Origin of the sequence: Nereida ignava (assembly GCF_001049735.1) — a bacterium.
Taxonomy (GTDB): domain Bacteria; phylum Pseudomonadota; class Alphaproteobacteria; order Rhodobacterales; family Rhodobacteraceae; genus Nereida; species Nereida ignava.
This window is the reverse complement of the sequence record NZ_CVPC01000024.1, coordinates 1-12,265: the sequence shown is the minus strand read 5'-3', so window position 1 is coordinate 12,265 and position 12,265 is coordinate 1. Positions and strand designations below refer to the sequence as shown.

The window sequence follows — 12,265 nt, the reverse complement described above, 5'->3', positions numbered from 1 at the left end:
ACGTCGTTCTTGTTTGCGTTGCTCAAATTCCATTGCGGTCCTCCATGTTTATTTATCAACGAAGGCGCAAAACGGGGCAGAAACGGGTTATGCTGTGCCCCCAACAACAGGCACACACAATTGTGTTGGAACCACTGTGTTGTAGGTTTGTGGTTGCAACACTGTGGTTGCACCACAGTCTCCTGAGAAATTCCCACAACACAGTATTGCACCAAAGCATCGCAAGAAGTTTTCGCAACACAGCTTCTGGCTTGTTTGCTGAGCGACACTATCCGCCCTCGTGTTACTCCAGCACGACCGTGTTTTGATAAATACTTGCGAGACCAAAACACTGGGAGAATTGGATGAGCATAAGACTATTAGAACACATGCGCGATGAATTGATCGCAACGGGCATTGTGCAGAACACACCAGAGTTCTGTCACAGCTGGCTGGGGCGCAGTGAGGGCTATATCCGCGTGCTACGCTATCACAACACCGAACCTAGTGTGGGCACGCTGAGCATCTGCTCAAGTAAGCTTGGGTATTATGCAGCGCGATTGGCGGCTAGTGATCAGCAAGATCATCAAGCATGGGGTGAGCGTTTGGCAAACCTTAAGGCACTTTGTGACAGGGCCATAGCTACGCAAGCAGAAGCCGTGTGGCGTGCTCCGGAACGGATGGCGCTATAATGCGGTTTAATCATTGCAGCGTCACTTATGACGTATCTTATCCGAAATTCCCCCTGCAGCCTCAAAAATCTGCGCTGCGGTTTTTTACAGGGAAGTACTTGTCAAGTCTGGGTGGCCTTTTACTAACCCCACTCTCTTTAACTGGGGGCCATACATGACTGACCGCGAGGAACTACGCCAACTGATAGATGTGATCGAGAAGGCATCCAGCAGCGTAAAACTGGATCAAGCCATTGAGGACATTAAGACTTTTGCCAACACCACAAGCTTCTTGGCCAACAAGCTAGAGACGCGCCTCAAAGGTGGAAAGGTAAAGGCAAAGAGCAAACCCAAATCACGTATTGGCAAAGCCATTGCAGCTCCGCCTGTTCCAAAGCCCAATGCGGCCAAACCACAACAGGCGGGGCCAGACTCTGCAGGTGGCGGCATGCCTTCCGCTGTAGCAAGTGCAACATCTCAGGCGGACTACGACAGACTTAAGCCGCAAGGCGCGCAGGGACCAATATCAAGCAACTGAACATTGTGGGTGTCACACAGCGTCTGTGCGCAGGCTGTAGGGCCCAGGGTATGCTGCTTTCCTGTCAGTGTAGCGAGCAACTAGGGTTACTGCGTTACGCTGCTTTTTGAACGCTTTTAATGCAAAAAGGGTCGTAACGAAGTACTGCAAAATTCTATTGACCCTTAGGCTGACAGGTATGCCTTAAAAGGTTACTACTGAGACTTTTGCACAGCAGCCGTTGGTCCAAGACGCAGCGAACGGAGAGAAAGAGCCCACTGCGGAAGAGTCGAATTTGTGCAGCGTGCGCTCGCAGCGTGGATTGTGCTGCATTAGCGAAGATTTTGATGTGCAATACGGCGTAAGAAACAGCCATTCGCACAACCCGCAGCATAGATATAGCGGCTAAGGATCAAGTCGCGGACAAAGGGTGAATCCGCCGCGTTTGGACCAAGGTCTGCAATGCTCGAGGCAATATTGCGGCGTATTCCGGTAGGCTGGGCATTCACTGAAGCAGCGAGTTCATTTATTTGGTGGTCGTCTCCTAACTGAACCCAATGAATGCTTTGTTCTGTGCGGCAATTGCCAGTTTGGCATCAAGATTGCTTAACGGTCCCGACCGGTTGCCTTCTCTATTCCCGTTTCATACAGGGAAATCGACACCGTATTTTGCGGCCGCTGACCGCAAGACATCGGCGACGTCCGCAGGAAGTGCAATCCCCTGCTGTTGGGCAATTTGGTATTTCCGCCACTCGATTTCACCGGGTAGGTAAATGTGATCCGCATTCACGGCTTTGTCAGCGCTTTGGACGTGAGCTGTCAGCCCGTCCATATAATTCAAAAAATTTCTTCCCGCGGCGAAGGTGTCGGGATTAATTGCAATAAAGGTGAAGGACTGATTGACCGGTTCAGGTGTTGATGACACCCAACAGTTGACTTTATCCGGCGTGGGGCCGCCGCTGAGACCGGCACATAAAGCTTCGATCAGGAAGGCGAAGCCGTAGCCTTTATGCGCTGCGAAAGGCAGCAGGGCTCCTTCTTCGGGGTAGTGTGAAGGATCGTTGGTCGGGACTCCATCCTTATCCACAAGCCAGCCGTCGGGTATTGTTTCACCCCTTGCCTTGGCGCGAAACACCTTGGTCGCAGCGACGGCTGATGTCGCGATATCGAAAAATACAGGTCTGCCCGAAGTTGGAATTCCATAAGCGAACGGGTTGGTGCCCAGAACTGGTCCTTTTGTGCCCGGTACGGCTATGCATGGATCCACATTGCACATCGCAATACCGATCATTCCTGCTTCCGCAGCCATGACTGCAAAATAGCCCGCGGCACCAAAATGCCCAATATTCCGAGCAGTTACAGTGGCGGTCCCGGCATCGCGTGCTTTATTGATGGCCATCTCCATGCCGTCGATTGCCGTTTGGAATGCCATTGCTCTTTTGCCGTCGATAGACGCCCATGTCGGACCTTCATCGATGACAGAGGCGGTCGCATTCAGGTCCATTTTTCCGGTCTCGAAATTTTCCAGGAGTTTAGGGAGCTGCCGTGTTCCATGCGTATGAACACCCCACATGTCCGTTGTCACCAGTACATCTGCCGTTGCTCTAGCGCCTTTGGAGTCCAGCTTAGCCAGTTCCATCATCTTCAGACAGAGCGCCCTGAGGTCGGTTTCTGAGACTAACGTTTCGTATTGGGTTGTCATGTTTGCCTCCGGCAAGTTCTGTTTCTCAAAGTGACACGTAGATGGCTGATTGCGGCTCACCCGTCCAGGAGGGCCTGCGCCGCCTTGATCATTCCATCCGATTGTATTGCGCCCAGATGGCTCGTGACGCGCGCTTTCCATCGTGGGTCGCCCGCTAATGTCTGGGGTATCAGGCCATCAATTCGCCCGATAGCGGCCAGCACCTCTTGCGGTGTTGTGGTTCCCGTCCATGAGCTGATGAGCGCCTTTTCCAGCGGGTCCTGAAGGCGATAAATATCCCCCGACTCGGTCTTGCCGGACGTATAACGAAGCCAAGCTGCGGTCGCGAAAGCGTAAGTATCGTAGGCCATGCCACGCTGCGCCAGCGCCTTAGTAGGGGTGAATATCCGTTGTCGCATCTTCTGACTTCCATCCATGGCAATTTGAAATGTCGAGTGGGCGATATTCGGATTATCAAAGCGATCTATGAGCGCCTCTGCATAGTCGTCGTAGTCGAAATCAGGGAGCGGTTTCAAAGTCGCGGCGGTAGAGCGGAGATGACGGCGAAGAAGCGCACGCAGAACCGGATTTTCCATACAAGATTTGATCGTGGGGTGCTCTGATACAAAGCCCGCATAGGCCAGAAGAGAATGAGACCCGTTTAACATGCGAAGCTTCATTTCTTCATAGGGTCCGACATTGCTTGTCATGACAGCACCTGCGCGCTCCCACGCGGGGCGGCCGCGAGGAAAGTCATCCTCGATGACCCATTGCGAAAAACGCTCTGTGCGGACTGCGCATTTGTCCGAATAGCCCGTTTGAACTTCGATGTTCCGAGCAAATTCTTCGGTGACGGCGGGTGTAATCCGGTCCACCATGCTGGATGGGAAGGCGACATTGATCTCAATCCATGCCGCCAGCTCCGGATCGACAGCCTCTGCCATCGTCAATGTGACAGCACGAACCACGCGGCCGTTATGCGGAAGGTTGTCACAGCAGAGAATGGTCAAGCCCGGCTTGCCTGTCTGCCGCCTGAGGTTCATCGTATGAACGAGCAGTCCGGGCACCGTGTTCGCAGCGCTCAGCTCTTCCAGATCCTCTTGTATGTCGGGGTGGTCCAGAACGATACCCTGCGCTTCTGGATCGTAATGATATGCTTTCTCGGTGACGGTCAGAGTGATTATTTTGCAATCAGGATGCGCCAACGCCTCTACGATCTGGCGACGCTTATCCCGTAAGGAATACGAGTGAGCGATGCTGCCAACAAGCGTATTTGTGGCCCCTTCGGCGTCGCATTCTTCAAGAAAATAGAGCCCGTCCTGGGCTTCAAGTGAATGCGCGAGCGCCTGCGATCGCATGCTAACCGCAGTTATTCGCCAGTCCCCATTGCTTTTGGAAAGTGCATTATGTGTATACCAAGCCTGATGCGCGCGATGAAAGGCACCAAGCCCGATATGAACTATGCCCACCCCGATTTGCTCCGGTTCGTAAGGCAACATTTTGTCATTCAACTGCACGGCCTTGCCGAGTGAAGAGGAGTGCATAATCAGGCGGCCTTGTATTCTAGCCCGGCGATGAGCCCGCGCAGCTCGGCGAGACCTTTCAAACGGCCGATCGCCGGATAACCCGGTTGTGATTTTCGATTGAGATCATCAAGAATGTCCTGCCCGTGATCTGGACGGAACGGAATGGAGTGATCACTCCTACCGAGGCTTTTGCGTCGTGTTTCCTCATCAACGATTGCTGACACGACCGCCGCCATATCAACATCGCCTGACAAATGTTCGGATTCATGAAAAGAGCCAAAAGTCTGTTTGTGTTCGCGAACGACATTACGCAGATGAATGAAATGCACCCGATCACCCAGTCGTCGCATCATCGTCGGAAGATCATTATCGGCGCGTGTGCCCAGTGAGCCAGTACAGAACGTTATGCCATTGGCGGGAATGTCGACCGTAGAAATGAGCCGTTGATAGTCGGCTTCCGTTGACATGATCCGTGGCAACCCCAGCAAGCGTATCGGTGGATCATCTGGGTGGCAGCACAGTCTGAGCCCCAGCTTCTCTGCATGCGGAGCGATGATTTCGAGAAAGTCGGTCTGGTTCCGAACGAGCTGATCTTCATCGATATCCGCGTAAAGGTTAAGATGATCTGAGATCTGATCCATCGTCATCGTATCGGCCCCGCCCGGCAAACCGCTGATCACGTTATTTGTCAGCCGTTTTTTATACGCGCCATCACACGCCGAAAACCTGGCGCGCGCTTTTTCGACAAGGGGCTCATCAAAATCCTCTTGGGCACCGGGGCGCTTAAGAAGGAAAACGTCAAACATAATAAAATCAACTAGATCGAAGCGCATGCAAGTGGCTTGATTCGGAAGCTGATAGGCGAGATCGGTACGGGTCCAGTCAAGGATTGGCATGAAATTATAGCAGACGATGTCGATTCCAGCTTCGGACAGATTGACAAGACTCGTCTTGTAATTTTCGACATGCGAGCGCCAATCTTCTGACTGGCGCTTGATATTCTCGGATACGGGAAGGCTTTCAACGACAGACCAATTCAACGGACTGTGAAGCGCCATCCCTGAGGTGCGAATCAGTGACTTGCGGTGACCTATTTCATCTGCAGTCCAAACCTCTCCCGGTGGAATATGGTGTAGAGCGGTCACGATTCCGCTGGCTCCCGACTGAACTATGTCCTGAAGGTCTACTTGATCCTTCGGGCCGAACCATCGCCATGTCTCGTACATATTGGACTTCTCGCATTCAAAAATTGCCGTTCTTATGGGACCGTAATAGTAGCGCGGAGACGCGGCGTCAATAAGGAGTTGACTAGTATGGTAGGCAACCGTTATGCAGGAAAAGGGAGCTGAACCATGAACAAACATGATCTGCAAAAATCGATAGACCCGACCGCGACGATTTCGCCGCAGGTCTGGAAGTTGCTTCGCCACCGGATTGTGAACAACGACTTGCCGCCGGGCCACAAACTGTCCGAAGGGGAAATTGCAAAGGAGTTGGGTGTCAGCCGTCAGCCTGTACGCGAAGCGTTCATAAAACTGGCTGGTGAAGGTTTTGTAATGATCCGCCCCCAAAGAAGCACATTGGTGCGCGAAATAGATGTCGAGACAGTCCTGCAATTGCGCTTCGTGCGTGAAGCTGTCGAGGCAGATATCGTCAGCACCCTGGCAGAGGATCCTGATCCTTCGCTTGTCAAGGACCTGAGGGCGGAGCTGAAAAGGCAGCGTTCGATCCGAAAGGGTGATCCTCAAGCGTTCTATAGGGCTGATCAGGACTTCCACCGCATCCTTATGGAGGCGGCCGGCAAAGGTGTCGCCTGGAAGTACATTGACGAAATCAATGGTCAAATGGACCGGGTGCGGGTCTTGAGTTATGGAATTTTCCCGATTGAAGCGCTCATCGAGCAACATGCAGACATCGTGGAAAAGATCGCAGTTGGCAATCAGGGAGGTGCCAACCTTGCAATGCGAAATCACCTCAATGAAATGCTTAGGACGCTACCGGAGATCGTTCAGCAGAATCCTGAGCATTTCGAAAATATCACCGGGCTCGAAAGCTCAAAACTACTACCAAAAAGGGAGAAGAACGATGACTAACAAACTCAAATCGATGGTGGCGGGTACCCTGCTAGCAACTTTGGGATTTTCCCCTGCGTTCGGGCAGGACATGACACTGAAGCTTGGCCACCTTGCAAATGAGCAAAATGCCTGGCATCTCGCGGCTGTCAAATTTGGCGAAGAGCTCAATACACTGACCGACGGACGTATCGCCGTTGAAGTGTTCCCCAACGAGTCTCTGGGCAAAGAAATCGATATGATCAACGGCATGCAGCTTGGCACCGTTGACATGACAATTACCGGCGAAAGCCTTCAAAATTGGGCACCGATGGCCGCGCTTCTGGCCGTGCCCTATGCCTATTCTTCTCTGGATCATATGGATGAAGTTGCAGGCGGCGAAATCGGCAATGACATCGAGGCGCAAATCATTGAGCGCGCAAAGATCAGGCCAATCGCATATTTTGCGCGCGGACCCCGTAACCTGACGTCCAACCGCGCGATCACCTCCCCTTCTGAGCTGGATGGCTTGAAAATGCGTGTTCCGAATGTACCGCTCTTCGTTGACGTCTGGAGTGCCCTTGGCGCAAGCCCATCCCCGATGGCGTTTTCCGAGGTGTTTACATCTTTGCAAAACGGAACCATCGGTGCTCAGGAAAACCCACTCGCACTGATCAGATCAGCCAATTTTAATGAAGTTCAAACACACGTAAACCTGACTGAGCATGTTCGCTCCTGGATTTATCTGACCATGGCAGAATCCACATGGCAGAAACTGAGTGCCGAAGATCAGTCGCATGTCATGGCTGCGGCGGCGACAGCACAGGAGTATGAACGTGGTCTGCTGGAAGCCAGCCTTGCCGAAGATCGTGCTTACCTGGAATCGAAGGGCATGACATTCACCGATGTGGATGGTGCCGCATTTGCTGCCGCAGCAAAGGATGCTGTGCTGGCCAATGTGAACGACGAAGTTAAACCAATCGTAGAATCGCTGTTTGACTCTCAATAAACTGCTAAACGTTTGATCTTGCCGCCCGTCATGGGCGGCAAGACTTTCAACTTCCGAGGGGTGCTCATGCCAAGGATAATCGTTAGTCTTTTCCACATGTTTTCAGCCATGTCTCGGATTTGTATCTTTATCGCCTTTGCGGTCCTTGCCCTTGCGGTTCTTACGCAAGTCTTAGGCAGAAGCGTTGGAAGCTCGCCTGTTTGGACCGAAGAATTGACGCGATTTGCGCTAATTTATCTTGCTGCGTTAGGCGCCGGTTTCGGCCTCATGACCGGCGATTTGGTAAATGTGGATATTGTTTGCGACTTCCTCCCCGGAGAGTTTCCCAGATATTTCAGAATTGCCTCTTCAATTTTGACAGCCATCTTGGCAATCGCACTGCTACCCGGCGCGTGGAAATTCTTCCAAATCGGTGGCTTACAGATATCTCCGGCATTGGGACTTCAAATGACATTCGCACACTTCGCAATCCTCGCCATGATGGGCTTGTTGCTGGCGTTCGCCGTCCTTCGTACCATGATGGACATTCTTAAGCTCGACTACCGATCTGTCGCTGGAGGGTCTGAATAATGGAAGTCGCCGTTCTTTTTGCTGTCTTCTTGATCTGTCTCATCGTAGGCGTACCAGTCGCCATTTCGCTCGGGCTGTCATCATTGGCCTACCTGTTGCTGACTGGCATCCCCATTGTGGTCATGTCGCAAAAGATTTTCGCCGGGATGGACGTCTTTGTACTTCTCAGCATTCCCGGGTTCATTTTGGCCGGAAACCTGATGAACAACGGCGGAATTACCGAACGGATCATTCAGTTTGCCAATGCGCTGGTTGGATGGATACGTGGCGGACTGGGGCTTACGAATATTGGCGCATCAATGCTCTTTGGCGGCATAACAGGTACCGCCGTAGCCGATGCAGCTTCAATTGGTGGCGTGATGATCCCCGGAATGAAGAAGGCTGGCTATCCGGCGGACTTCTCCGCTGCTGTAACGGCCGCTTCATCGACGGTTGGTCCCATAATTCCGCCGAGTGTGCCAATGATTATTGTCGGAGCTCTTTCAGGAATCTCGGTCGGGCAGATGTTCTTGGCTGGCGCCATTCCTGGCATCATGATGGGGCTCGCGATGATGATTACCTGCTACATCATTGCAAAACGCCGCAACTTCCCCCGGGAAGAATGGAGAGGGTTTGGCCAGTTGCTTCGCTCATTTGGAAAGGCATTTTGGGCAATCGCAATGACCGGCCTCATTCTTTTTGGCCTTCTTAGTGGGATCGCTACTCCGACAGAAACGGCGATTGTCGCCTGTGTATATGCATTGGTCGTAGGGGTATTCATATATGGCGAGTTGCGTTTCTCTGCCATTCCTCGCATCGTCGTCGAAAGCGGTGTTTCAGCCGCCTCAATCCTCGCTTTGGTCGGTTTTGCAAATGTCTTTGGCTGGATTCTGGTTTCGGAGCAAATTCCACAAGCGATTGTCAACGCCGTGTTGTCAGTGACAGATAGCCGCATTTTGATTATCCTAATGATCAATGTCGTGTTGCTGATCGTTGGCATGTTCATGGAAACAATCGCAGCGCTCATCATTTTGTTTGTGCCTTTGCTTTCTCTTGCTCAGGCCGCGGAGATTGAACCGCTTCACTTTGCAATATTTGCTGTTTTGAATCTGATGATTGGGCTTACGACCCCGCCTGTTGGTGTTTGCCTATTCGTTTGCTCTGGGATTGCCCGGCTGCCGCTCACTCCTGTCGTCATCGCAATCTTGCCATTTCTCCTTTGCAACATCATCGTTTTGCTGCTTGTTTCATTCATTCCGGCATTTGCTACATGGCTGCCGGGCTTGGTATTCGATTAGGAAATCTTATGAAAACGACTGTTTGTAAACTTCATGGAAAACACGACGTTCGCCTGGAAAAGGAAGAGGTGGATGATCTGACGACTGGTGCTGTCAGGGTTTCGAGTGTTACTGGCGGCATATGCGGATCGGATTTGCATTATTACCATGAAGGTGGCTTTGGACCGATCCGGGTTAGACATCCCATTACTGTCGGGCATGAGGCGTCGGGTCGCATTGCCGAAGTCGGGCCGGGAGTGGATAATGTCAAGGTCGGTGATTTGGTTGCTCTGAACCCCTCCAGGCCCTGCATGACATGCAAATTCTGCGAACGCGGAGAACTTGTGCACTGCCTGGAAATGCAGTTTTCCGGCTCAGCTTACCGTGATCCCCATGAGAATGGTTTTTTCCGTGGCACGCTTGTGTTGCCAGCAGTACAAACGCACAGATTTTCATCAGAAGTAAGCCCCAGTGCCGCAGCCTGCACAGAACCCTTGTCGGTTTGCTTGCATGCCCGGGCGCAAGCGCCTGATCTTACCGGGCTTCGAGTCCTTGTGACCGGTTCTGGACCGATTGGCATTCTTTGTGCAGCGGTGGCGAAGCACGGCGGGGCATCCGAGATTGTTGTTACAGATCTTGAAGATGCCCCGTTGGCCGTTGCTCGGCAGATGGGAGCAACCGACACTGTCAATGTCCGCAGAGCGCCCGATGGTTTGGGCAAGTGGCAGTTCGACAAGGGCCTGTTTGACGTCGTGTTCGAGTGCTCTGCCGCCCCGCCTGCGATCAAAAGCGCTCTAACGGCACTGCGCCCACGAGGAACAATGGTGATGGTCGGTGTAACAGGAGATGCATCTGTTCCCATCAATCTAATTGTCAGCAAAGAGATCAAGGTCGCAGGAACCCATCGATTTCACGAAGAGTTCGCTCAGGCGGTTGCTGTGATCAACTCTGGCGAAATTGACCTCGGTCCGCTGGTTAGCCACACATACGACCCTGCTGACATTGAAGAAGCATATGCAACCGCCAGCGACCGCACCAAATCGGTGAAAGTGCATGTCGCCTTTGCCGCGGAAGATTGACGATGGGTAATTTGAGAATTGGTTGCGTCGGAGAGGCGATGGTGGAACTATCGCCATCTGCTATTCCCGGAACGACACAAATCGGTGTCGCGGGCGATGTGCTGAACACCGCCATCTATCTGCGACGATCTCTGCCTGTGAATCACAGCGTTAGCTTTGTTTCCCTACTGGGCGCAGATCAAATCTCAGAAGACATGGCCAAATTCATTGCTTCACAGGGGCTGGAGACAGATCGGTTGGGGCAGCTCCCCGGGTTTCTGCCCGGAGCCTACGCTATTACGACGGACAGTTCCGGCGAGAGGAGCTTTCATTATTGGCGCGAGAACTCCGCCGCGAGACAGATGTTCCAGAGGGGCGATGAAGACCGCTTTGCCGTCCTTGATGGCCTTGATGTCATCTATCTTTCCGGAATTACACTTGCGATCCTGCCCGCTGCAACACGCTGCACGCTTTTGGAAAGGATCAAGGCGTTCACGCAGACCGGTGGTAAGTTCGTGTTCGATTCAAACTATCGGCCAAACCTTTGGGAATGTGCCGAAGTTGCACGGAAAACGGTTCAATCCGCCTGGAAAATCTGCGACATTGCATTACCGTCTGTCGACGATGAAATGTCGCTTTTTGAGGAAACCACGGAAGCTGAAGTTCTAGATCGTTTTTCATCATATCAGAACTGTTTCGGCGCTCTCAAACGTGGCGCACTGGGCCCTTTTTCAATCAACAAGAATTGCGCTGAAGTCACTTTTGACCGGGCATCGGATGTCGTCGATACCACCGCGGCAGGCGATGGATTCAACGGCGGATACCTCGCAGCGATACTCCGTGGCTCAACACAGGAAAACGCACTGACCAAAGGTCATGAACTGGCGTGCCGCATTGTCATGCACAAAGGCGCTATCCTTCCCGTAAACGCCGACCGCCCGAATGCTGATGGGGTCTAAACAGAAAACCATCACGGGTTGAATGCAGAGTAACGTCGGTGACGACCGGAGGCATAAGCGATTTCCCTCTTCTAAATCTGTCCTGCATGCGCATTACAGCATCGGACCATAGGGCCCTCTCATGTCACAAGAACGAATTCAGGTTTCGTGGGCTTACTGTAACCGTCCGGTGTCCCCGCTCTGCCGAAGGTCGCTATGACCAGATACTGCCCAGTTAAAGATAATGGACAGTAACGAGGTTTGACATGGGCATGATGCGACATCACCGGCCGGTTACGACGCAACGACGTGAAGGTGCGGTCTCGGTTCAGGCCAGTTTGATGCTCGTGAACGACCGGTTCGGTGACATGCGCTGCGTCGCAACAAAAGCCTTGTCGCGGCTGCGAACAGATGCTGCATCAGCGAAGGTTGGAAATCCAAGGTCGGTTTTGTCCGCACTCCGGCCATAAACAATAGTCCAAGCGAACGTCCACTTCATTTAGTTCCTGTCCAGTCTTGCGTCTTTTGGAGTGTTGAACAGTGTGTTAGCACTGAAATCTTTCGATTACCGTGTCCAACACAGTGTTTCTGCCCTACCCTTAAAATGACACTAAAAACACACTTACACGCACACCAAAAATATTGACACGCAAGCCACTGTTTATAAATGTATAAATTACACCACCTACATTGAAAATCCTCGTGTCGGTGGTTCGATTCCGCCCCCGGGCACCATTTATCAAGCAATATCAATAACTTAAATCAGCTCCATGCACGCTTAAGTAGTGTTTTTCAAAAACACACCAAACACACACTTTTTGCCGTGTTACTCGCTATTTCGACTGCTGAATCACGGTGTTGAACACAGTGTTGGCTAGTGCTGTGCTGCGAACACTGTGTTGGCGGAGTTTTGTCGTAACATAGTTCGGGACAGTGAGTGTCAGGCTCTACTCGGTTTTTGACACTTAGCGGATGTTGGCGCGACAAGCCGCAACGTTCTTAAATAAGT

The 12,265-nt window shown here is 52.2% G+C and carries 12 protein-coding genes; 8 read left to right on the top strand and 4 right to left on the bottom strand.

All coding sequences use genetic code 11. The annotated features are described in order from the left end of the window. The first annotated feature begins 344 nt into the window (after positions 1 to 344). Both NIG5292_RS13130 and NIG5292_RS13125 read left to right on the top strand, forming a co-directional pair. Complete coding sequence (locus NIG5292_RS13130; protein WP_074842152.1) at positions 345 to 671, top strand: DUF6626 family protein; 327 nt, start codon at positions 345 to 347, stop codon at positions 669 to 671. Positions 672 to 825: 154 nt separating this feature from the next. Then, positions 826 to 1,188, top strand: a complete 363-nt coding sequence (locus NIG5292_RS13125) for a hypothetical protein (protein ID WP_048600000.1) — start codon at positions 826 to 828, stop codon at positions 1,186 to 1,188. A 622-nt stretch (positions 1,189 to 1,810) separates the two neighbouring features. Here the strand turns inward: NIG5292_RS13125 and NIG5292_RS13120 are convergent. The 3 genes from NIG5292_RS13120 to uxuA are packed head-to-tail and all read right to left on the bottom strand — an operon-like array spanning position 1,811 to position 5,600. Then, a complete protein-coding gene (locus NIG5292_RS13120; protein WP_048599999.1) occupies positions 1,811 to 2,869 on the bottom strand; it encodes an Ldh family oxidoreductase in 1,059 nt (352 codons plus the stop codon). 56 nt (positions 2,870 to 2,925) lie between these two features. After that, positions 2,926 to 4,392, bottom strand: a complete 1,467-nt coding sequence (locus NIG5292_RS13115; RefSeq protein ID WP_048599998.1) for a mannitol dehydrogenase family protein — start codon at positions 4,390 to 4,392, stop codon at positions 2,926 to 2,928. 2 nt (positions 4,393 to 4,394) lie between these two features. Beyond that, positions 4,395 to 5,600, bottom strand: coding sequence for a mannonate dehydratase (uxuA, locus tag NIG5292_RS13110; RefSeq protein ID WP_048599997.1), 1,206 nt, complete (start codon positions 5,598 to 5,600; stop codon positions 4,395 to 4,397). A gap of 126 nt (positions 5,601 to 5,726) precedes the next feature. On the opposite strand from uxuA, the gene NIG5292_RS13105 reads away from it, so the two are divergent. The 6 genes from NIG5292_RS13105 to NIG5292_RS13080 all read left to right on the top strand — a co-directional run bounded on the left by NIG5292_RS13105 (position 5,727) and on the right by NIG5292_RS13080 (position 11,277). Continuing rightward, complete coding sequence (locus NIG5292_RS13105; protein ID WP_048599996.1) at positions 5,727 to 6,467, top strand: GntR family transcriptional regulator; 741 nt, start codon at positions 5,727 to 5,729, stop codon at positions 6,465 to 6,467. Between the two features lie 13 nt (positions 6,468 to 6,480). Continuing rightward, complete coding sequence (locus NIG5292_RS13100; RefSeq protein WP_233486377.1) at positions 6,481 to 7,434, top strand: TRAP transporter substrate-binding protein; 954 nt, start codon at positions 6,481 to 6,483, stop codon at positions 7,432 to 7,434. Positions 7,435 to 7,542: 108 nt separating this feature from the next. Further along, positions 7,543 to 8,004 carry a TRAP transporter small permease gene (locus NIG5292_RS13095; protein ID WP_233488232.1) on the top strand — a complete coding sequence of 154 codons (462 nt, stop codon included), beginning with the start codon at positions 7,543 to 7,545 and terminating at the stop codon, positions 8,002 to 8,004. After that, a complete protein-coding gene (locus NIG5292_RS13090) occupies positions 8,004 to 9,281 on the top strand; it encodes a TRAP transporter large permease (RefSeq protein ID WP_048599994.1) in 1,278 nt (425 codons plus the stop codon). The genes NIG5292_RS13095 and NIG5292_RS13090 overlap by 1 nt, the downstream gene beginning before the upstream one ends. Then, positions 9,254 to 10,339 carry an L-idonate 5-dehydrogenase gene (locus NIG5292_RS13085; protein WP_233486374.1) on the top strand — a complete coding sequence of 362 codons (1,086 nt, stop codon included), beginning with the start codon at positions 9,254 to 9,256 and terminating at the stop codon, positions 10,337 to 10,339. The genes NIG5292_RS13090 and NIG5292_RS13085 overlap by 28 nt, the downstream gene beginning before the upstream one ends. Before the next feature lie 2 nt (positions 10,340 to 10,341). Next, positions 10,342 to 11,277 (top strand): sugar kinase, encoded by a 936-nt coding sequence (locus NIG5292_RS13080; RefSeq protein ID WP_048599992.1) that lies wholly within the window; start codon positions 10,342 to 10,344, stop codon positions 11,275 to 11,277. A gap of 307 nt (positions 11,278 to 11,584) precedes the next feature. On the opposite strand, the gene NIG5292_RS15065 is transcribed toward NIG5292_RS13080, so the two are convergent. Next, the gene (locus NIG5292_RS15065) at positions 11,585 to 11,755 is read right to left on the bottom strand and encodes a hypothetical protein (RefSeq protein WP_177193448.1); all 171 of its coding nucleotides are present in this window, start codon (positions 11,753 to 11,755) and stop codon (positions 11,585 to 11,587) included. Positions 11,756 to 12,265 lie beyond the last annotated feature (510 nt).